Source organism: Leptospira fainei serovar Hurstbridge str. BUT 6, assembly GCF_000306235.2.
Taxonomy (GTDB): Bacteria; Spirochaetota; Leptospiria; order Leptospirales; family Leptospiraceae; genus Leptospira_B; species Leptospira_B fainei.
In genome coordinates, this window is the sequence record NZ_AKWZ02000009.1 from 83,395 (window position 1) to 105,226 (window position 21,832).

The 21,832-nt window shown below is 43.0% G+C and carries 21 protein-coding genes; 12 read left to right on the forward strand and 9 right to left on the reverse strand.

Going from position 1 to position 21,832, the window contains the following annotated elements; translation table 11 throughout:
* Positions 1–56 precede the first annotated feature (56 nt).
* The 3 genes from LEP1GSC058_RS08745 to LEP1GSC058_RS08755 all read left to right on the forward strand — a co-directional run bounded on the left by LEP1GSC058_RS08745 (position 57) and on the right by LEP1GSC058_RS08755 (position 1,871).
* Complete coding sequence (locus tag LEP1GSC058_RS08745; RefSeq protein ID WP_016549314.1) at positions 57–626, forward strand: LIC12231 family lipoprotein; 570 nt, start codon at positions 57–59, stop codon at positions 624–626.
* A gap of 70 nt (positions 627–696) precedes the next feature.
* The gene (locus tag LEP1GSC058_RS08750) at positions 697–1,341 is read left to right on the forward strand and encodes a hypothetical protein (RefSeq protein ID WP_016549181.1); all 645 of its coding nucleotides are present in this window, start codon (positions 697–699) and stop codon (positions 1,339–1,341) included.
* Positions 1,341–1,871: a hypothetical protein gene (locus LEP1GSC058_RS08755; protein WP_016549316.1), complete on the forward strand. Its 531-nt coding sequence runs from the start codon at positions 1,341–1,343 to the stop codon at positions 1,869–1,871. The genes LEP1GSC058_RS08750 and LEP1GSC058_RS08755 overlap by 1 nt, the downstream gene beginning before the upstream one ends.
* On the opposite strand, the gene LEP1GSC058_RS08760 is transcribed toward LEP1GSC058_RS08755, so the two are convergent.
* The 4 genes from LEP1GSC058_RS08760 to LEP1GSC058_RS08775 form a co-directional block, all read right to left on the reverse strand.
* Complete coding sequence (locus LEP1GSC058_RS08760; protein ID WP_039948226.1) at positions 1,850–2,728, reverse strand: alpha/beta hydrolase; 879 nt, start codon at positions 2,726–2,728, stop codon at positions 1,850–1,852. The genes LEP1GSC058_RS08755 and LEP1GSC058_RS08760 overlap by 22 nt on opposite strands.
* A complete protein-coding gene (locus LEP1GSC058_RS08765; RefSeq protein ID WP_016549220.1) occupies positions 2,691–4,862 on the reverse strand; it encodes an Lnb N-terminal periplasmic domain-containing protein in 2,172 nt (723 codons plus the stop codon). Before LEP1GSC058_RS08765 ends, LEP1GSC058_RS08760 begins: the two co-directional genes overlap by 38 nt.
* Positions 4,863–4,928: 66 nt before the next feature.
* Positions 4,929–5,423, reverse strand: a complete 495-nt coding sequence (locus tag LEP1GSC058_RS08770) for a DUF3015 domain-containing protein (protein ID WP_016549260.1) — start codon at positions 5,421–5,423, stop codon at positions 4,929–4,931.
* Between the two features lie 19 nt (positions 5,424–5,442).
* Positions 5,443–5,943 carry a DUF3015 domain-containing protein gene (locus tag LEP1GSC058_RS08775; RefSeq protein WP_016549201.1) on the reverse strand — a complete coding sequence of 167 codons (501 nt, stop codon included), beginning with the start codon at positions 5,941–5,943 and terminating at the stop codon, positions 5,443–5,445.
* A gap of 816 nt (positions 5,944–6,759) precedes the next feature.
* Here LEP1GSC058_RS08775 and LEP1GSC058_RS08785 point away from each other — a divergent pair.
* Together LEP1GSC058_RS08785 and LEP1GSC058_RS08790 are read left to right on the forward strand one after the other, a co-directional pair.
* Entirely contained in the window at positions 6,760–7,257 is a 498-nt protein-coding gene (locus LEP1GSC058_RS08785) for a DUF3015 domain-containing protein (RefSeq protein WP_016549186.1), read from the forward strand.
* A gap of 11 nt (positions 7,258–7,268) precedes the next feature.
* Positions 7,269–7,751, forward strand: coding sequence for a DUF3015 family protein (locus LEP1GSC058_RS08790; protein WP_016549207.1), 483 nt, complete (start codon positions 7,269–7,271; stop codon positions 7,749–7,751).
* Positions 7,752–7,869: 118 nt separating this feature from the next.
* Here LEP1GSC058_RS08790 and LEP1GSC058_RS08795 read toward each other — a convergent pair whose 3' ends face one another.
* Positions 7,870–8,361, reverse strand: a complete 492-nt coding sequence (locus LEP1GSC058_RS08795) for a hypothetical protein (protein ID WP_232224654.1) — start codon at positions 8,359–8,361, stop codon at positions 7,870–7,872.
* Positions 8,362–8,396: 35 nt separating this feature from the next.
* On the opposite strand from LEP1GSC058_RS08795, the gene LEP1GSC058_RS08800 reads away from it, so the two are divergent.
* From LEP1GSC058_RS08800 to LEP1GSC058_RS08825, 6 genes are all read left to right on the forward strand, one after another.
* Positions 8,397–8,837, forward strand: coding sequence for a hypothetical protein (locus LEP1GSC058_RS08800; RefSeq protein WP_016549200.1), 441 nt, complete (start codon positions 8,397–8,399; stop codon positions 8,835–8,837).
* A gap of 46 nt (positions 8,838–8,883) precedes the next feature.
* Entirely contained in the window at positions 8,884–10,236 is a 1,353-nt protein-coding gene (locus LEP1GSC058_RS08805) for a class I SAM-dependent RNA methyltransferase (protein ID WP_016549248.1), read from the forward strand.
* Positions 10,237–10,297: 61 nt separating this feature from the next.
* A complete protein-coding gene (locus LEP1GSC058_RS08810; RefSeq protein WP_016549191.1) occupies positions 10,298–11,416 on the forward strand; it encodes a SpoIID/LytB domain-containing protein in 1,119 nt (372 codons plus the stop codon).
* A 111-nt stretch (positions 11,417–11,527) separates the two neighbouring features.
* Positions 11,528–12,226: an ABC transporter ATP-binding protein gene (locus tag LEP1GSC058_RS08815; protein ID WP_016549259.1), complete on the forward strand. Its 699-nt coding sequence runs from the start codon at positions 11,528–11,530 to the stop codon at positions 12,224–12,226.
* Positions 12,223–14,733: an FtsX-like permease family protein gene (locus LEP1GSC058_RS08820; protein WP_016549299.1), complete on the forward strand. Its 2,511-nt coding sequence runs from the start codon at positions 12,223–12,225 to the stop codon at positions 14,731–14,733. The genes LEP1GSC058_RS08815 and LEP1GSC058_RS08820 overlap by 4 nt, the downstream gene beginning before the upstream one ends.
* Positions 14,734–14,828: 95 nt before the next feature.
* Positions 14,829–15,770, forward strand: coding sequence for a hypothetical protein (locus tag LEP1GSC058_RS08825; protein ID WP_016549261.1), 942 nt, complete (start codon positions 14,829–14,831; stop codon positions 15,768–15,770).
* On the opposite strand, the gene LEP1GSC058_RS08830 is transcribed toward LEP1GSC058_RS08825, so the two are convergent.
* The gene (locus tag LEP1GSC058_RS08830; protein WP_016549195.1) at positions 15,767–16,477 is read right to left on the reverse strand and encodes a hypothetical protein; all 711 of its coding nucleotides are present in this window, start codon (positions 16,475–16,477) and stop codon (positions 15,767–15,769) included. The two genes, LEP1GSC058_RS08825 and LEP1GSC058_RS08830, sit on opposite strands and share 4 nt — an antisense overlap.
* Before the next feature lie 3 nt (positions 16,478–16,480).
* Positions 16,481–17,038: an orotate phosphoribosyltransferase gene (gene pyrE, locus LEP1GSC058_RS08835; protein WP_016549180.1), complete on the reverse strand. Its 558-nt coding sequence runs from the start codon at positions 17,036–17,038 to the stop codon at positions 16,481–16,483.
* Between the two features lie 169 nt (positions 17,039–17,207).
* On the opposite strand from pyrE, the gene LEP1GSC058_RS08840 reads away from it, so the two are divergent.
* Complete coding sequence (locus tag LEP1GSC058_RS08840) at positions 17,208–18,293, forward strand: acyl-CoA desaturase (protein WP_016549234.1); 1,086 nt, start codon at positions 17,208–17,210, stop codon at positions 18,291–18,293.
* 112 nt (positions 18,294–18,405) lie between these two features.
* Here LEP1GSC058_RS08840 and LEP1GSC058_RS08845 read toward each other — a convergent pair whose 3' ends face one another.
* Both LEP1GSC058_RS08845 and LEP1GSC058_RS08850 read right to left on the reverse strand, forming a co-directional pair.
* Positions 18,406–19,308 (reverse strand): transglutaminase family protein, encoded by a 903-nt coding sequence (locus LEP1GSC058_RS08845; protein ID WP_016549206.1) that lies wholly within the window; start codon positions 19,306–19,308, stop codon positions 18,406–18,408.
* Positions 19,301–21,814 (reverse strand): circularly permuted type 2 ATP-grasp protein, encoded by a 2,514-nt coding sequence (locus LEP1GSC058_RS08850; RefSeq protein ID WP_039948247.1) that lies wholly within the window; start codon positions 21,812–21,814, stop codon positions 19,301–19,303. The genes LEP1GSC058_RS08845 and LEP1GSC058_RS08850 overlap by 8 nt, the downstream gene beginning before the upstream one ends.
* Positions 21,815–21,832: the final 18 nt, after the last annotated feature.

Consider the following 21,832-nt stretch of genomic DNA (forward strand, 5'->3'; position numbering starts at 1 on the left):
CATAGGAGCCTCTTTTATTATCTTGACACTCGTTCAAAAAAGTTTCCTATAAATCGATGCTTAGATCTCGGATTCGTCCAGCGTCCCTTGTAATCATTCCAACGTTTTTCTTTCTCTTCCATGCTTGCATAGACTATCATCAATTTCCCGAAGAGTTTATCCGGAAAGTGCCTGAAAAGGCAGTCGGTAAGAATATTCTATATTATAAAATTGAGAATGGAACGATTTTCAAAGGGAAAAATCGTTTGAAAGAAATTTTTGCCAAGGAAACGCCTTTTTCCGAAACAATATCCACTTCAAACCCACCTCCCAAGGGACTCTATGTAAAAGTTCAAATCGAGTCCGTTCCCCCCAGCATTCCGGCAATCTTATTCGGATATTTTTCCATGGCTACTTTGACGATACTGCCGGCCTGGAGCCGAGAGGACGGTTACGATATAGAGTTTCAAATCTCGAAAGATGGAGCGCCCGTAAAATCATATACGTATCCGATTCGTAGAAAAGTTTTCGCTTGGATTCTTATGCTTCCTGTCTTTTGGATAAACGAGTTCACTTATAATGAGCAGGAGGCGTTTTCGGCCGTTACCAATAAATTTTTCGCGGATTCGAAAGATCTTCTAAAATAAAAAAATTAGTATAAAGAATGTCGAACCGTCTACATTTTCTTGATAGGTAGTGCCTAATAACTCTCAAGTCATGATACGGATATTAACGGCCCTATTCCTGATCGCTTCCCCTATCCTTTCCTGCAATTTTTTCCCCGACTGGTTCGTTCGCGAGCCGAATCGCGGCGAATTTCTTAAAATCGAATCTTTAAATCACCATATTCAGGAATTGAATATGGATCGATTACGCATCGATAGAAACTTTTATCTCCGAAAGTCAAACTTTCGAAAACTATTCGGATTTTCATTGTCAGGCAAAAATTTATCCAACTGGCTGAACGCTCGAATCAAGTACGTAAAAAGCGGGCCTACCGGAAAATACATAGCTTATTTCCACAACGGTACCGTGGTGTTGGGAAAAGATTTTTTTAGTCTTTCAAAGATCGAACAAACCCTAGTTTTAATTCACGAAGCGAGACATGCCGATGGAAAAGAATTTGCGCATTCGAAATGCCCGGAAGGATTTCCGTATTTAAGCGTTCGCTCTCCCCAAACAATGTTGGAAAACATGGAGGCCTGTGATGAGCGAGACGACGGAAGCTACGGCTTTGGTGCAGCATTTCTTTTCGAAGTATATGCTTTCGGCTTATATCAGACGGGAGAGGAACGATTGATTTTAGGCTTGTATAACTCGGAAGTTGCCAGGATCGTTAATCTGGAGAGTAATCGTTTCTAATGTATTCCAGAAATTATATCGCCAACTTTTTAAAGCGATTGTCCATGGTCCTTTGTTTGAGTCTATCTGTTTGTCAGCATAATTCCTGTACCAGCAAAGAGCATTTCGTAATACTAGAAATTCCCAATAAGAATTCAGGAGCCCTTTACGTTATTCGTCCGATCGTAACTCAGATGGCGATTTGGAATTATTCCCTCCGCTTGTACAAATACAAAGGAAATTTCAGAGCTGATAAGAATCCGCAAGAAATAGCGACTATTCAATTATCCAACGGTTCCTTCTTTCAGGAAAATTTGCCGGAAGGATTCTACAAACTTACTTTAAATTCGGACGAGTCGGTCGAGAAAATTTTTAAGCTAAAAAACGGCGAAGTATGTTTCTTGGAGTTCATTATTTTCAGCAAAAGCGAATTCTCGGGCCCGGAATATTTTATAAAAGAAATAGAGAAACAAACCGCTCTAACGTATCTTTTAGAGGATAAAAAATTAATTAGAGAGCCGTCGAAAGTCTATTTAGATGCCCCGAAATAACCGTTCAATAATTTCAGAAAATCTTTCGCCCCGTCGCTTCGCCCTAATTGCATCCAATCTACGTGCCCGCCTCCCCGAATCTCCCAGAAAATTTTCGGATCGGAGGCCAATCGAAAAACTTCCTTCCCGTTGTCAAATGGAACGACCGGATCGTTCGTACCATGTATTACCAAAAGAGGAACAGGAGCAATTTTAGGAATATATTCTTCAGGACTGGCGGCATCGCTGAAAAACGGAGCGAGTAGAAATCCTATCGGAGGGAATAAAGTCTTATTTGCTATTTGCCTCGCGACGGAGCGGTAGGAAAAAAAAGTCCCGTCAGCTACGACTAAACCGAGACTCTCTTTTTCCTTCATGTCCGGAATGGATCGCAACGCGATCGCGCCCCCTAGACTTTGACCGTAAACGATAAGTTTTTTATTAATGGATTTAGCATACGAATGGGCGTAATCCAGGACGATTAGACTATCCTCATAAATGCTTTCCGGATCGGGTTCGCCGCCCGATAATCCGTAACCGCGGTAATCGTAAGTGTACAATTCATAACCTTGGTTCACCAACCACACCAGCGAAATAAAATGCGTACTCATATTCTCTCCGTTACCGTGAAACTGAAGAATGACTCCTTTAGGCTCCTTCGGAGATTTTTGTTGATCGGTAATTTGCCATAAATGAAGGCGGATTCCGTCTTTGGCAGTCAGGAATATATTTTTACTGAGAAAGCCGAGCTTTTCCGGAGAAAAATATTCCTGCTTTGACGGATGATAGTATAAACTAGTACAACCGTACGCGTTCATTAAACAGAACAAGCAAATTGTTTTAAAAAAGAAAATTATAAGAAAGTAAAACTTCTTCATAATACCTCATAGCATTTATCTCGAATCTCAATTCGTTATTCTTATTTATCAGATAGCGAATTTTAAGATTCCCCGAATAGTTGTTTTCGTTTCCACTTCCTTGATAATATTGATATGCCCCGTACAGTTGAAATTTCCAAGATCCGTATTCTTTCAAGACGCTCATGACGGCTTCGGGACCGTATCTGACTCCCCCATTAAAAAATGCGCCGGGCTGCGCTTTCACCCCGCCAAGAAACGAAATTAGAGCCGTGCCTTTTTTTTGCGAGAACTCGTCTTGGAAAGAATATCCGTATAGAACTTCGAAGTTTCCCGCTTGTTTGCGAATGTATTCGCGTCCGTCTCGTTCCCCCCTTGCTAGGGCATCCATATTTAATAGTTGTGCAGTCGGATCGCCCGGGAGTAAAGTTCCTAACCGATTTACGTTTAAGTCTTTCTGGAATTTCTCCTTTTCCACCATGACTGTGTCTGTTCCGATATCGATTCCGTACGAAAATTGCTTCGAAACCGCATTATAGGGCGTGAAAGACATTAGTCGGACCAAATTCATCGAAGTAAATTCCAGCGGCGCCGATTCGTATTTTCGAACCGTAAAATTCATGAATTGAACTTCCGAATTGGGAACATGCCCTCGATCAGTATTTAAAATATCATGATATGCGACCCTATACTTAAATTCCGCAAACGAACCAACACTAGAAAAACCGAATCCTGTCGAGACTCGACTAAGAGAATGCGAATCTTCAGGAGGAGTGGTCATTTCTTCATTTTCATTTATCGGGATCTGCTCGTTAATTTTACTCCGAAGTAACAGAAACTTCCGGTATCTGGATTGCTCCACTTCCGAACTCTTATCTCTGGATTTTCTATATCGATAGGAATCCAAAAGGGTATCCAAAATCAAAGAGTATCTAATTCCGATCGGTTGAACCGAATCGATCTCCCTTGCACCATCCAAAAGGGACCAATAGATTCCTTTTTCTTCGGGTGTCATTGCTATGATTTTTTGCTTCACTTTGGAGTAAAGCGATGGACGATATTTTCTTTCCGTTACTAAGCCCGGAACGGATAAATATATCTTTACCGTATCGGGAGGAGCGACAATCCAGCTTGCCTTACTAGAAATATCGAGATCAGGTTTGGCTGCTTCAAGCAATCCCAACATATGGAAGGAACAATTCTGAGTAAAAAAGTAATAATCGAAATAATTCCTCCCCATCTCCCATAGATGACGTAAAAAACGTTCTCGATCTTCTTTGGAAATGTTTAAACGATATTCCCAAAGATCGCGACTTTCCATATCGTTGTACTCGTTTACTTTCAAGTAATACGGAAAAAGAGCAAACATTCCGGGATAACCGCCGGTTAGTCCCCGAAGTGTATAGGTAAACGGATTTTTGTCGTCGGTGTTTGCGGCATAATTTACTCCGTAATCCAGAAGTTCCGAGTCTACATTTTTGGCTGAATCGATTTTGAATAAAGTATGCCCTAGAACTGAAGCAGGTGATTGCATATAAAAAGATGAAAATACCACCGTGATGCTTCCAGGATCCAACGCTTCCCGCCAATTTTGGAATCGGGCACATTCTCTTTCCTGCAATAAAGCCGGGTTAAAGGACAACCTCTCTTTCAACCAAAAATACCGTTCCGGATAAATGCACTGAGGATGCATTGATCCCTCTTCTGTCGGCTCCGGCGCAAAAAAAGCATGAAGGGTGGCTCTCATTTCTTCCGCAGGGTTTACTCTTCCTTTCGGGGAAAGAAAATATAGAACGCTATCCGATTCACTCTCGACTCCCCCCAAAAAATTTTTAGAGTATCTCTGCAGACGGTACCAGTGTTTTTCCTCGTACAATTTTTTCTCATCAATCTGTTTGAGTAAATCATCCAGATAAGCGGACTGATGCGGATCGGCGGGTATAAAAGTGGAATAAAATCGATTTCTTTTTAACTCTTCTTCCGGTTTCGGAAGATTAGTAGGAGAAGCTTCCGACTCGGAAGAAGTAGCCTGCTCTTCTTCGATTTTTGAACTGGAATTTTCGCCCGAAATGTCCGGCTCTTTTTTGCTCTGGCCGAAAAGGGAAAGGATGAGAAAAAAAATTATTATGAAACTAAGACGTTTGACTTTCGTCACAAAAAAATACCCTGGGGGTCTTACCTCCCCAGGGTATTTCTTAATTAAAAGGCTGCAAACCGATTTTTAAATCTTGCACGAATTTTTCAGCTCTAAGTCGCTTCCGACTTGGCTTCTTAAATTCGTTAGTACCAAGCTCGGATCTTTCAAAGATGCGGAGGTAAATATTCTGGAATAATTCTCCTTAGCAACTTCTTGGAAACGTTTCGAGTCTTTTGGACAACCGAAAAGAGAGGCCAAATTACTCAGTTTCTCTCCCTGTCCTTTCGCGATTTCCTGCTCTAAGCTTTCATAATTCATATGAACGAAAATCTCTTGAGCTTTTTCAGTCTGAACGATTCCGTCTTTCGTACACCCGGACGTTCCGGAAGTGATTCCGAAGGTCTGATTGTACAGAGTTCCGTTCGTCGTAGTTGCAAAAATTTGCTCGATTCCGTTTCCGGTAATTATGATCGAACCCAAACCACAGCCGGCTTGACCGTAGCCTTTTGCAGAAAGATTCGCAATTCCGAAAGAGAATGCAAAACAAGAAATAAAGGATAAAATAATAAGTTTTCTCATGATCTTTTATTCTCCGAATTTATAGTAAAGCGCAGCTTTTTGCGAGGCTTTCGTTTTTACGAACTTCAGATTTAACGGCTGAAAGTAGAAGTGCTGGAGTAGTATCCGAATTAATCAGAGAAGAATATTTGTCCTTTGCCATTTTACCGAATTGAGCGGAAGAAATATCCGAGGTGCATCCTAATAGTTGGGCAAACGTATTTAATTTTTCACCTTTTCCTAATGCCATTTCTTGTTCGAGACTTTCGTAATTAACGGTCACAAACAACTCTTGCGCTTTTTCTTTCATTACGATTCCGTCGGAACTGCAATTTGAAGTTCCCGAAGTAATTCCGAACGTCTGAATTCCGGTCGCATTCAAAGTCGCCGCAAAGATCTGGGAAATATCATTATTCTTAATGATCAGAGAGCCTAAGCCGCATCCTGCCATCCCATAGCCTTTTGCTTCCACTCTCGGCGATACAAATAACGCACCTGCCAAAGCAGTAACTGATAGAACTGCCAATAATCGGTTTTTCATTCTACTGTCTCCTAAGGAAAAATAGGGCTTCACCGTATTCAGGAAAAAATGATAGTCAATGACTTTTTTCCGCTAATTGGAGAGACAACTTGAAGTCATCGAATGCAACCGCAATGATGAGTCGGTTTTCCATTCCACCTTATCCAATCTAGGATTGGTAGAAAATGATATTTCTATCTTATTGCACAAAACCGGGACTATATTGGAAATAAGTTTACGACTAATCTCGAATTCACTTCCTTCTGAAAGTTCTCAGTTCGAGATCCATTTTTTTCATCTAAAATGAATCGATATAAAATGAATCCTGAAATCCATAACGTGGCTATTGACAAATATCATGGTTAGTAACATGATTATTTGTGCGCTGAACGATTTTTACTTTAAATACGATGGTGAGGAAATTGAAATTTTCCCTTTCTAAAGCAACTATCATTAATAGAATTAAAAAAAATGAATTTACTTAGATTCGGTTTTGTCTTTGAGTTTTTCCCGATACGCTTAGCTCGATTTTATCCTTTTCAAAAGATGTATATTACCTCACGGATCGATTCATCGATAATCCGAAATTACCCTGATTAAGACCTTTTCTTTTCAAATTTCCGCCTATCGACCATCCTTTTAGTAAGGAATATAAATATTTCTAAAAATCCAGCCTCGAAAGATGGATGCTGCGTAAAAAGATTGCTCATAAAAACCTTTCGACCTCAACGGTACTAGTTTCAAATCGCCCGAAGAAGATCCGGGTTATTCTAGTTGACATAACTGTTTCAGAAGATCACATGTTCTCCTTAATAAAATAAAGGAGAGGTTAGTTTTATGGACAAAAGACTAATTTCGATCGGTTTAGGTGCATTCCTACTGCTCGGATCCAGTGCAAATGGCATCTTCGCGAATGGTTATGGAGCCGCTGGGTGCGGACTCGGTTCGGTTATTTTTAGCAATAATACGACCGTTCTTCAGGTATTAGCGGCGACGACAAACGGAACGTCCGCAAATCAAACGTTCGGAATTTCCACCGGTTCCCTTAATTGTACAACCGACGGAATCGTGAAGAATGAAAAGGCTCAGGAAATTTTCATCGCTCAAAACTTTGAATCATTGGAGCAGGAAATGTCCAGCGGCAAAGGGGAAAAACTGAGCACCCTTTCGCATTTACTCGGCTGCACTCCCGAAAGCACGAACCAGCTCGGTCTGTTGGCAAAAACGAATTATGCAAAGCTTTTCGGAAAAGAGACGACTCCATCGACTCTTCTTTCCGCAGTGAAAGACGGTATTCGAGAAGACCAAGCTCTCTCTCGCAGTTGCAGGATCTAATGGAAAACAACATGAAGAAATTCTTATTATCATTATTAGTTGTCGCTCTAGCGATTTTACCTAATTATATCGCAGCAAAAGAAGGATACGGAGCTGCGGGTTGCGGACTCGGAGCCGTAGTAATCACGGAGAATAAAAAAGTCCACCAAGTCATAGCTGCTACGGTGAATGGATTTTTAGGGAATCAAACTTTCGGAATCTCAACTGGCACCTTAAATTGTAAAACGGCAAGTCTTGCGCAAAAGCAGAAAGCGCAGGAAATTTTCGTTCACATGAACTACCACTATCTGGAGCAGGAATTCGCTCAAGGCAGCGGGGAAAGAGTCGGTGCCTTGGCGTCTTTGATGGGCTGCCGGGATTCCGCAACCTTCAGCAAAGTTGGGAAAGAGAAATTTGCCGTTCTTTTTAATCAAGATACGCCGGATTCCTTTTTACAGAAAATGAGACAGGAAGTCTCTTCCAATCAACAGTTGAATACGACCTGCCAACTTTGATAAGAAAACCCCTTCCGAGCGCACGGAAGGGGTTTGGTTTCAGTCTATTCGAAAGTTACCTGCCATAGTTGCTAAGGAATTTTACTAATTGCAAATTTCTTCGAGTTCGTAACGAATTTTACTTTCCCCCAATCTCATTCATCCTTGACCCTTCCAATAAATTGCGAAGCGCTTCTTCAACGTTTAAACTCTTTATAAATAATCCGGGTATCGAAAAAGGTCCCCTGTTATAAAGCTCTAACGATAGGAAAATAATTTCTCCTTCTTTCGCATAAAATATTTTATCCATGTCCTTACATCGAAGCGAATAAAAGCCCGGATTTAAACGGATTTTTATAAAATCTGCGGAATCCAAACTCCAGCTATCGATCGGAGATTTCTTATCGGATGTGAAGGATCCTTCGTAGCGAAATAATTCCACATGAAAGGACCAGAGAGACAGCGCCACTCGGGTAGGGCGCAAGACATAAAGTAATGCCTGCTTCTCGGTCGTTTTTTCCAAGGACTGAAATTTGGACGTCGTCGCGCAACCGGCCAGCAAACCGGCAAACCAAATCGTAAACAGCGAAGCGCCTAATTTCTCCAAAAATCTTGTAGCCCCTAGTTGCATTCGAATAAAATTGACTCCCACACCGAGGATTTCTAATGAAAATTGAGTTCACACCGGAGCAATTCGAGACTTTGCTTAAATCCATCGCCATTTCAAGCTGGATGATCAACGCCTTTAACGAAGGCAGCGAAGAAACGACGGCTTATTCCGAACTCGAGCAATACATCCTGTCATTTGCGAAGGATTTTGGGAAGCAGGAATTCGTTGACTATGATGCCGCAGATAACGTCTATTATCCGACTCGAAAATTCGAGGATCAAACGGATATTTTCGATATCATCTCCGAATACGATAACGAACTCTTTTGGGACGAGCTGATTCATAGAATGGCTCGCAGAGATTTTGCGATTGAATACGGGGAAGACGGAATTTCAGCCATGGCCATCGAAGAAAGAATCGAAAAAGAAGCTCCGTTCATTACAAAGTACGAAGAGATCTTTGCCAATCAAGGTTTGGATAATATTGAGATTAAGTGAAGCGGTGACATCTGTTTCTCTCAATACCGCATAAACGGACATCGTAATGCCGAACACGGATAATATCGAACCTACCGGCGTCATCACGATAGAACGACTCGGTCGAAACCTGCGCGGCTTCGGAAAACTGGGAGGAAAATCTATCGAAATTCCTTACTCTCTCGTCGGGGATGTCTATCGCGTTTTTAAATTCGGAAAACGTAAATTCTTCTATAAATGGCAGGCGGATTCTTTAGAAAAACGTGATGTAACTCCGGAATGTGCGCACTTCGGTCAATGCGGAGGCTGCTCCGGCCAGCATTTGGAATATTCGAAACAGTTCGAATTGAAATTCGCGCCGATTCGACAAGGTTTGTTAGAACGTGGAATTGAAAATTTTTCCGTCCAGCCGTCAACGGCGCAATATCATTATAGAAACAGGATGGATTTCGCGGTTTTCCCCGATAAGATCGTCGGACTTCGGATGGCCGGTAATTTCCGAAAAATAATTCCGTTAGATAATTGCGCGATACAATCGGATTGGGCCAACGAGGAATTAAGTCGTATAAAAATATTTTTGTCCGAATTTCCGGACATCGAGTACGACCGGAAGAAAGAAGTCGGATTTTTAAAATACGTTACTCTTCGCAAATCGGTGTTCACCGACGATTCCATGACCATCTTTACATTTACCGAAGATTTTAAGGAAAATCCCTTATTAGAGAAAGTTGCGGACGCCGCGAAACGAATCTCAATCGGTAAAAATTTGGTCTTTTGCTTTAATCGCAAGAAAGGTGAAATATCGGCTTCCGGAGAAAGTCTTGTCTTACGTGGAAAAGACAGCCTGCTCGAAATCGTGTTGGGTCGATCTTTCCTGATTCCGTTCGACGGCTTCTTCCAACCTAACCCGAAAGAATTTTTGCATATTCTGGATTTCGTGAAGCAAAGGATTACTCCGAAGAAAACGCTAATCGATTTATTCTGCGGCAGCGGGTTCTTCTCACTTTTATTCGGTAAGGAATTTCCAAGCTTATTAGGAATCGATGTCGTTCCCTCTTCGGTCGCCTCCGGACTATCCGTACTTCAAAACGAATTTCCCGATAAGAAATTGGAAATGTTATCCGTCGATTTATTCCACAAGAAAGGTTTGGAAAAATTGGAAGCGACCGGACTTCTTCATTCCGAGGGAGTTCTGATCGCGGATCCGCCGAGGAACGGTTTATCTCCCGAACTTTGCGGTCTTTTAAACCGAAGCAAAGTCGGTCAATTTTTCTACGTTTCTTGCAACCCTGAAAAACTGCTCGCTGATCTTCAAATTTTGTCGGAATCCTACGAAATCAAAGATCTACTCGTATGCGACCCCTTTCCGCAAACACCCCATTTGGAAGCGGTTGCCCTTTTAATTCCCAAAAATAGCTGAAGGATCCTCCGAATTCGTTCGATATTGTACCCAAAGAGACAAATTCCCAGGGTTCCGAACGATGAAATTTCGCGTCTTATATTCACTTCTACTTATCTCGCTGGCGATCGGTTGCAACACGGTCGTGATTAAGCCTTGGAATCCTCCTCATCAGATGAAGTCGGTGGACAAAATCAGAGTGCTATTAGGAAAAACCGATTCCGATCTACTCATAAAAGCGAGCGGGACAATCTCGGTATTCGATGTAAACGATCTTTTGATTAAACGCGCCTATGATATCGTTTCGATCGATGCAAGAAAAATCAAGGCTCCGATCCGTTTCGTCTCCGATACTCCCGGAATCGAATATAAAGGGAAAAGATATAGAGGAGAAATTCTTCTTCAGCCGGATAGATCAGGCACTTCGCTTATCATCAATGCGGTTTCCTTGGAAGAATATCTGTATGCCGTCGTTCCTTCCGAAGTGCCGGCTACTTGGCCGTCGGAAGCATTGAAGGCGCAAGCGATCTGCTCTAGAACCTATGCGGTTCGGGAAATGTTGAACAAGAAAGATTCTTCCTATGATGTGGAAGCGACAGTAAGCTCTCAAGCATACGCGGGCCTAGATAAGGAGAATCCAAAAACGACGAAAGCTGTCCGCGAAACCGAAGGAGTATTGGCCGTTTTCGACGAGGACCCGATTCATACTTTCTTTCATTCGAATAGCGGAGGAAAAACGGAAACTCCGGATCAAGTATGGGGAGGAAAAAGACTACCTTATCTGGAATCGGTCTCCTCCCGCTTTGACGATGCCGGAGATAATTTCGTCTGGAAGGAAGCCTTAAATCAGGATAAAATTGATCAGGCTTTAGTTTCATTAGGAGTAGGCAACGTCCAATCGATTCAAATTTTATCCAGAACCCCGTCCGGGAGAGTCGACTTAATGGAAGTTATAGGCTCCAAAGGAACGAATCGAATTAAAGGGAAAGAATTTCGTAGTTTGATGGGCTCTTCCGTAAAATCCCTTCGCTTCGGTATCAAAAGAGAGCACGATGGTTTCTTGGTTAAAGGAATGGGATCGGGGCACGGCGTCGGTTTAAGCCAATGGGGAAGCTTCGGAATGGCAAAGCAAAACTATTCCTATACGGAGATTCTTCGTCATTATTATCAAGGAATCGATTTTGCCCGAATCACGAAATAGATTCGATCGTTCAGCGTTTAGCCGAATATATAATTAGGCTTCAAACTATTTTATCTTTAGAATGCCGAGTTCTTTTCCTTGCATTCGCATAGCGGGAACGAAAATAGTCGTATGCTCGGATCAACCGATCGACTAATTGTTCGCAATCTTAAGAAAGAATACAAAACGGGAAAATTATCGACGCCCGTTTTGAACGGTATCGATATCGAACTCCCGACTTCCTTCATAACCTTGATGGGCCCATCCGGTTCCGGAAAATCAACATTTTTGAATATTCTTTCCGGAATCGATTCCGCGGACTCCGGAGAAGTGTGGGTGAACGGATTCGATCTGACAAAACTATCCGAATCCGAACTTACGGAATACCGTCGCAACGATACCGGGATCATATTTCAATTTTTCCATCTTCTCCCCTATCTGGATGCGATAGAGAATGTCGCCCTGCCTTTGTATATTTCAGGACTCGGTCGGAAGGCGGCTCGATCGATTGCCGAGGAGGCTTTAGAAAGGGTCGGACTCGCAAATCGAAGAACTCATAAGCCGGACGAACTTTCCGGAGGGGAGCAACAAAGAGTCGCTATAGCCAGAGCTTTAGGTAAGAAACCCAGAATCGTTTTGGCGGACGAGCCGACCGGAAATTTAGATACGCTTCATGCAGGAAAGGTCTTAGAACTTTTGTTGGAACTCCAAGAGAAGGAAAAATTTTCGCTTATTATAGTCACTCATGATAGAGAAATCGGAACGCAAGGTAAAATCCGATTGAGAATGAAAGATGGACGAATCTATCAAGAGGAAGAAATCCTTCGGTGAGTCTATATCTACTCTTTCTATTCGAATATTTTAGAACCCACATTTCACGCGTAGTCTTTGCCTTACTGGGAATTTCCTTAGGTGTCGGATTATTTTTATCCACGACTACCAACGCCGGAAAAGCCGAACGATCCCTGATCGATTTTTCATTGGGTTATTTCAGGAGGGATTATAAACTGAAAGTCGGAGCATCGCAACCCGGCCAAACGATTTCTTGGAATACGATATCCTATATTTATAATGATCCAAGGCTTCGCAAAATAACGAACATCCTACCCAGAAGCCAACGCGAAGCGATCGCATCGGATAATCTCAGGATTCTTTATCTTGCTATAGATCTGATTAAAGAGACTCCGGGAAAATCCTTGATCGGACAGAATGGGCGAATTCAGACTCTATCGCCTGCGGATACTACGTTCGTCTCTCAAGCGGTCTGGGATCGTTATAAAGGAAAACCGTTCGATCTTTTGCTGGACGGAGTCACTCGAGAGATCCGAAACTATCACCCCGTTAAAACCGAAGGAGGATTTTTAGTTTTCCAGGATTTTTCCCTAGCCTCCCAAAATATCGATACGGAAAAAGGACCGGACTATCTGCTCTTACGCTGCCCGGAGGATGACGCGACTAAAATTAAACGAATTCTGGCGGAAGACCTAGGTGGAAATTTTCAGGTCGAAACATCCCGGGAAATTCAGGAAAAATCGGCAAATGCGCTCCGATCATTTCAACTGAATCTTTTAGTGATTTCTTTCATATCTCTTCTAATCGCATTCTTTATGGTTTCAAACACCATGTCGGGTTTGTATTTGAGTCGCGAGAGAGAATTGGGAATTTTAAGAACTCTCGGGCTAGATCATCGAAAAGCTACGTTTCTATTTTTAAGCCAATCCTTGATTTTGGGAGTCTTCGGAAGCATATTAGGGTTAGGTATCGGCACTTTCTTTTCCGGCTTGGATTTCTTTCGACCGGAATCCACTCTAGTCGATCGCTCCTTTCTATCCACATACGGCTCGATACCCGCAACAGACTATGCGATCGCTTTAGTTGTGGGAATCGCAGGATCCGTTTTTTCGGCATTGATTCCTTCGTCTAGGGCCGGAAAAATAACTCCAATCTCCATCTTAAGAGACGCATCCAAAGGCAGCTCGACATTCGGTACCGAAAAATTCGCCGTCGCAGGGGTCTTACTATTTATCATTTCTTTAGGAATTGCGAATATACCGTCACCCTGGAAACTCCCGTTACCGGGCCTCTTAGGAATCGGTGGAATCGTAATCGGGATTACGCTCGCCTTCCCTTTCTGCATTAAAACCATCACCGGCATAATGATTTCCCTATTGGAAAAGGGAGATTCCACTTTTACGTTTCTAAAAATCGGTCTCGAGGAATTGAAGGAAAATCCCGGAAGAAATACGCTTACGGCGGCGACCGTTATGCTTTCCGTTTCCTTGGTTCTCTGCCTAACGATTCTAACCGACAGCTATAAACGATCACTGAACGATTGGGTGGACTCCGAATTTCCGTCGGACATTACGGTTATCAACAACCGGTTTTTTCATTCGGGAATACACGGAGGCGTGCCGAGAAACCTTATAGCAAAAATCGCCGATTTGAAAATTACATCTTATCTTGACGGGTTTTTGGTAAATACCCGCTTCGAAACCGATAAGGGAGTATTTACGGTTCACGCTTACGATTTCAATGCGTATGCAGAGAGAAGCGACGGGCCTGAAAAATTAATTCAGGATGAAACCGACATTCTCGTTTCTTCCAATATGGCATTTCTTCACAAATTGAAAATAGGAGACGTGCTTATTTCAGGAACTCCAAACGGTCCGAAAAAATTCGTTATTCGAGGCATAAAGGAACATTTCTTCTCCGAGCGAGGAACCGTTATGATGGATATTCATTCGTATGAAAAAATATTCGGAATTCGTTCCCTGAATTCCATCAAACTTTTTCTAAAAGATGATTTTAAGACGAAAGAAGGAGCCGAGATCGCAAAGGAAGAATTAAAAAAGTTGTTTGCGTCCGACCCGGCTTACTCGGATCTCACTCTTTTAGATTCATTTCAACTCCGAGAACTCTATTTGTACGAAGTGAATAAGGTGTTTAGAGTTTTGGATTCCTTAAAAATCACCGCATTATTCATCACTCTCATCTCGCTTTTATCCTCCTTGATGCATAACTTATTCGATAAACAGCGACTTTTAGGTTTGCTAAAATATTTAGGCGCCTCCCACGCGCAATTAGCGGCGATCGTACGATCCGAGGCAATTTTCTTGACCAGCTTCGGGGCGATTTTCGGAATTTTGGCCTCTTTAGTTATGGCTCCGATCATCCTTTATGTGGTGAACCGAAATGCGTTCGGATGGACTTTGACATTCACATTTCTTCCTTGGATGCCGATGACGATCATGATTGCCGCTCCGATTTTAGGTTGGTTGGCCGCTTTTTATCCTCTTCGGATTCTGAAACGTTTGAATTTCAAACTGAGTCCGGAATAGCTAAAAATTTTGCCCCCGCTCTTATAGCGGATAGTACGGAAAAAGAGTTAAATCTCTCTTGCTTGAAAAATAGAAGGAATTAAGCTACCAAAACGATGGGAACTCCGCTCGAAATCGCCCTTGAATTAGCCGAAGAGATAAAGAAGGCCAATATCCAGGAGGATAACCGAATTCCCTACTCCGACACCTTCCTTAAGGATATGATAGGTTTTTTCTCCAGAGAAACCTCGCAAATCAGGCAAACCTTGGAGATATTGCGGGAAGCGAAATATATTTTCATCATTAAAGTCGTTCTTCCCGACATGTCCCATAATGCTAAAAATCAGGACCCGGGAGTGGATGCGTACATCTATGCGGATCCAAAAATCGTGAGCGACCTTCGATCGTATACGGAGAAAAAATTAGAGAAGGCCTACGAGGCAACTTACTATAAACGTAAGTCTCCGTTTCAAATCACTCGTGAATTATTCCCTAAGATCAAAGAGCATAATAACACACCGTTAGGACGGTATATAAACGTCGTGGTGATGCTGGAAGAATATCAGAGAATTCTAACCGCAGCTCCGAACGAGTATGAGGATACTCGCCGTCGAAACAATCTTGCCGCATTATTGGAACAGTCGGGAACTCCTACTACTATCGCAAGAGACATTCCCGAATATGAGATCGGTCCGTCCATCGGAAGTCACGGAACAAAGCGCGCCGTGGATAAAGTCGCTTCCAACGAAGTACAGATTAATCCCAAAAATCCTTGGTCGCGATTAACCTCGAAATTCTCTTCCGAATTCTTGATTCGAATCCACCTTAGAAAATACGAATTCGATACGGTCAAAAAACTCATTCAGAGCGGAAAGATCGCCGAATACGATGAATTAAAATTCGTACGCGATACGTTGCAGGTAATGGAGAGTCACATTCATTTGGACCCGCTACTCAACAACTTCGTAGCGGAAATGACGGAACTACGCCGATTAGCTCAAAAGAAAATGAACATTCTGAAAGGAATCACGAATTCGGGTTCGATAGGCTCCGGTTAAACCACTCCGAAATATCTTGCGACCAGTACGATTAAAAGAATCAGAAGTATGAATATGTATCGCCTCCGTGCCGGATAGCCCGTATTCATTCTGTCCTTTGGCCAATAAAGTAAAAATAGAAGCACGTTAGCCGTTGCGACTATATAAATCACATCCTGTTTTAAATGCCAAGGACCGAATAAATAAGCCAAAATAATCCCGAAAGTCGGCAGGAATGCGAGCGGTGTTTTCCAAGTGAGAACGCGGGAATCCTCTTCGAATACGACCGCTTTTTTACCGGATTTTTCTTCCAGTTCGGCAAGAAAGTCATCCATGGCCTGCAAATTCAAAATCGGGACGAAAGTTCCTTGTTTGGTAATTAATACGATTCGTTGGTACCCTCTAAACTTATCCTTCTCGATTCCGCTCACTTCTCGCAAATCGAATTCCATGCATTGACCCTGAGGATTCCACTGTTTGAGGCTATTTCCCGATAATTCCACTTTAGAACCTTCTAAAGTTTTCAATTGTCTAGAATAATTCTTAACTAGTAAGAAAATCAAAAGACCGCCCAAAACCAAAAACATCGTCAAAAAAGATTCCTGGCTCTCCGGAGAAACTTGGCGAAAATTTACTCCTAAAAAAAGTAGAAAGACGAAGACCACCATTCCGGTCCGCTGCATTAATTTTTTACGAAAAACCGGAACGTCGTATGTATAATTTCCCATCGCTTACTCCAAATTTCCGAATTCCGATTTTTTAAAAATCGGATATACTCGAATTCCTTCCGCTTCAATCGCCTGTCTGCCGCCTTCTTCCCGGTCTAAAATACAAATACAAGCCGTTACTTCCAATCCGGAATCCCGAAGACTCTTTACCGCTTGAAGCGTCGAACCGCCGGTAGTTATCACATCGTCAACGACCACGCAGGATTTCACCGCATTCACTGCGCCTTCCACCAGGTTCTTCGTTCCATGTTCTTTTGCTTGTTTTCTTACGATTAAAGGAAATACGTTTTTCGCCTGCCGTCTGAACTCGAGAGCAATTCCGTAGCAAATCGGGTCCGCACCCATAGTTAGACCGCCGTATGCTTCCTGTTCGGAAAGCCCCGAACTCGGAATATGTCTTTCCACAATATACCGACAAAGCAATTCCAATCTTTCAGGGTGCAAAGTGATTTCCTTGCAATTAAAGTAATGTCTAGACTTTCTTCCGCTTGCTAACGTAAAGGGTTCTTCCCTAAATCGATACGCATGATTCTGCACGAGTCTAAATAATTCCTCTCTCACCTTGCAATTCCTCCGCGGTGTTTCATCGCCGCTTTTCCATAATAAGAACGATCTCGGAACGAAAAACCGATTTTTCTAAATCGGGAAAAAATCCGAAAAACGGAAACTTTTTCGCAACCTAACTAACGGCTTTCGCTCATATAAAGCAAACCAAGACCGGATTACCGATATGGAACAAACGAAAAAAATTGCGCTGAAAACTACCATCTTCCTCATAGCCACTCCGATTATCGGGGTGTTTGGCACGGCGGCCCTTCTCTTAACGAGAGGAATACCGACCTATACCTGGCTCGCATTCCTATTTATGCTAGTCGCAACAGGGCTTTCGATTACCGGCGGTTATCACCGCCTTTTCTCGCACAGAGCTTATAAAGCGGCTCTTCCAGTCCGTCTTTTCTATATTTTCTTCGGTGCGGCCGCATTTCAGCAATCCGTTATCGAATGGAGTTCCGATCACAGAATTCACCACAGATATGTGGATAAAGACGAAGATCCTTATTCGATCACAAAAGGTTTTTGGCATGCCCACATCCTATGGTTATTTAAGGATCGAAGCTATAGAGAACCGACCAATGTGAACGACCTTTGGGAAGATAAATGGGTCAAATTCCAACACGAGAATTATTACTCGGTTGCCATTTTCATGAACTTTATTCTCCCGATGATTATCTGCGGACTTTGGGGAGACTGGTTAGGCGGATTGATCGTAGTAGGAACTCTTAGAGTCGCCATCAATCACCATTTCACGTTTTTCATCAACTCGTTGGCGCATTACAAAGGCGCTCAGCCGTATTCGGATAAGCATACCGCTAAGGATAATTGGTTTATAGCTCTCTTTACATTCGGAGAAGGATACCATAACTACCACCACGAATTCCAAGCGGATTATAGAAACGGAATCCGCTGGCACGATTATGATCCGACTAAATGGCTGATCAATATCTTCTCCTACTTAGGACTTGCTAGCGACCTTAAGACTATTTCGGACGAACAGATTCTTCGTAAGAAAATGATCATGGATGAAAAGAGACTTCGCAATAAACTAGAAGTTAAATCCGAATCTTTAGCTCCTGGATTCGAAGAAAGATTGGAATCGCTACGTAAGACCGTCCAGGAAAGACAACTGCGCTTGCTAGCTCTCAAAACCGAGCAAGAAGAAGTCGATAAAAAAGCGGTCAAAGACGCTAAATCGGATTTCAAAGTCGCATTAAAGACTTGGAAGCGTTTCGTATCCGGAGATTTGGCTCCAGCTTAAGAATTCACTGTACCTGATCCCAGCATTGCCCTCCCCTAAAAAGGAGGGTTTTCTTTTAATAGGATATCGATTGCGATCGCCTTCTTGGCGAAAACCTCGACCAAAAATCGAATTAAATGTCCGTCGCGATTCCGGAAGAATCACCCAACTGAATCACATCCACTTCGACTTTCAACTTATGCTTTCCTCCTCCGAATAGGATTCCCCGTAACGGAGAAACATCCGAAAAATCCCGTCCCACGGAAGTGTAAATATACTCTTCCGTTATGCTTTTACCGTTGGTTGGATCGAAATCATACCAACCTAATCCCGGACAGTAAACGGATATCCAAGCATGAGTTGCATCGCTTCCCCTTAATTTAGGTTTACCGGTCGGCGGATACGTTTCGATATAACCGGATACATACCGGCAGGGAAATCCCATGGAACGAAACGCAGCGATGGATAAGTGAGTGAAGTCCTGACAAACACCTTCCTTCTTATCCAACACTTCTTCCAAAGGAGTGTATATATTCGTACTCCCCGCTTTGAATTTGAATTCTTCACGAAACCGCATTACGTATTCCAGTACGGCTTCCAAATAAGGCTTATTCAACGGGAGAAACCGATTTAAAAATTCCGAATATAATTCGGACCGAACTACGAATAGGGAATCGCCGATAAATTCAAGAGCTTCCATTTCCTCCTTCGTGGAACAATGATTCAAGGCCTGTAAAACCTCGTAACCGGTCGGAGAATTTGAAAATTGGGTAAAGACGGAATCCGTAGTAACTTTGGCTTCGGCAAGTACGGAAAGAACGGTGTGAGGCTCGTCGACGGAAAAAGAATAAACCGTATTTCCGAAATAATCTCTCCGAAATTCCGTTAATTTAGGTTTCGGCTCGACAGTGATCCTAAGTTCCCGGCAAATCTGACGATCATTCGAATCCGGACAAAGGTGAGCCAAATTTAAACAATGCGCCACCGACTTTTCGTACGTATAATGCGTAAGATGACGCACGGAATACTCAGCCATACGGTCCTCCCAGGCGAACCTGATTTTCCACGTAGCGGAAATATTTTTTCGCTAAGGCATCCGCAACTGCCTTCAATTGCAGAAAGATATCGTCCAACCAGCGGCGCAAGCCCCCCGCCGGGTCAGCGTATTCGAATAACCGTTTGGCATCCTCTTCCTTAAATCGAGCGACAAGTTCGTTGAAAAGTCGAACTTCCTCCGGAAGATCTCCGTTGACTCCGGAAATCATCAAGGCGTTTTCTCGAATCCTGGACAATTGATAAGCCAGAGAACGAGGATTCGTTTCGTCGAATATAAGAATATCGATTACAGATTCGGCTTCGATTCTATATTTATATCTTCTACGATATGTAATTCGAATATCATTTACGTTTAATAGACTTTCGAAAACGCCTTTATTATAAAGAGTCGTTTGGTTGACTACGGAAAGTAGTACTCTCGCTAAAAACTGGGATCGCTCCAACCGTTTTCCCAAATCCAGGAAATAGTACCCGGTCTCGCGGCTCATATTTTCGGACGATAATCCGGACAGGGAAGAGAGAAGAGTGACCAATTTTTGCAAGTATTCTAGGATTTCTCCGTAAGAAGAATCGCTCGGAGATTCGCTTTCAATCTGAGAAATCAAATATCTGGTATCGTCGGAAATCCGATCCCGCACCGATTTAGTGGTTCGGACAAAGAAATTCAGATCATGTCGAATGCTTCCCGATGAGTAATGCGAGGTAACCATCTCATAAACTTTATCACGGACAGCCTCCAAGGATCCGGATCCGATTGCCTCTCCGAACCCTCCCGAAAAATTCGAGACTTGGCTTAAAATTCCGAGAAGGACGGAAGACTGATCTCTTTCATAGGATTCTTCCGATTCGAGAATTTTATTCACTCCTTCTCGAACGAGCCTAGCCATATTTTCAGCACGTTCCGCATAACGCCCCATCCAGAACATATTGTCCGCGACGCGACTTGGAACTCCAGCCCCCTTTCTCTTAAGCGGGATTCGTTCGACATTACCCGGGAGGAGCGTGATATCCTTCTTTTCTTCCGACGATAAAATCCAAAGATCTTTGGACACCGCCCCTCTTTGGTTCGTAACGATAAGTTCGTCATGTTTCGGCGCAACCCGAACTAAGCCGCCGGGCATACTCGTGTATCCGTTTTCGGACAGACAGGAAAAAGTTCTTAGAACCGATTTTCCTACCGATAAGCCTTCCGAATTTCCGGAGAAAACGGGACAGGTTGATCCGCTTAGAATTTCCTGAGCTACGTATTTCTCCGGCTTCGCGTTAATTTTCGCTCTCCACTCGTCTCGCTCGGATTGGGAAAGTTGGGATAAAAATACGGAGGGTTCGAAGGAGGAGCGAACGGCAGGCTTTAAAACGTATTTTTCGTAATTTGAGAATACTTCCGCTCGGGAGGATTCTTCCCCCATCCAATGAGTCGTTACGTTAGGGAGAATTAAATCCTCCCCTAAATAAAATTTACATAATGCGGGCAAATAGGCATGCAAAGCCCGATTTTCAAGGAAACCCGAGCCGATCGGATTTGCAACTACGATCGTCCCGGCTCTTACCGCTCCTAGAATTCCCGGAACCCCCAATAGAGAATCTCCCTTTAATTCAAGAGGATCCATAAACCAATCGTCGACGCGACGAAAAATAACGTCCACCTGCTGTAAACCTTCCACCGTTTTTAAGAAAACCTTATTTTCACGGACGGTCAGATCTTCGGCTTGCGCTAAAGTAAACCCCAGATATCCGGCGAGATACGCGTGCTCGAAATACGTTTCATTCCCCGGACCGGGCGTCAAAAGTACGATCAGCGGATCACGGTCCTTTGTCGGAGATAAATTATATAATGTTTTTCTTAAAGATCTAAAATATAACGCGACTCGATGGACTTGGGAATCGCGGTAAATCGACGGAAAAACTCTGGAAAGAACGATTCGGTTTTCGAGAGCATAACCGGATCCTGACGGGGCTTGAACTCGATCCCCGATTACGAAAAAATTACCGCTCTTATCGCGACTGATATCCGTCGCCACGAACGCCAATCGAAACGTTGAATTATCGTAAATTGGCGAACAAGCGCGCAAAAATCCGCCTGAATGAAACAATACTTGCGGGGGAATTTTTCGTTCATAGAGAAGCTTTCTAGGACCGTAAACGTCTTTAAGAATTTCGTCCAGCAATTCGGAGCGTTGGATCAGACCTCTTTCGATTTGATCCCACTCTTTACTTTCCATCAAAAGCGGGAATAAATCCAGAGACCAGATTCTTTCACGATCGTCTCCGTAAACATTATACGTGACTCCGTTCTCGCGAAGAATCCTAAGACTATCTTCTTTTCTCCGACGTAATTCGGAAGCCCCTAAATGATCGAAAGAACGAAGAAGAAAATCGTATTTATCGCGAGGTATTCCTTGATGAGAGCATACCTCGTCAAAAATTCCGGAGACAGGAAAATATCCGGATAGGAGACTATTGTTCTGGGAAGCTTGCTGGCTCATCTTCCGGAAGTCATTTTC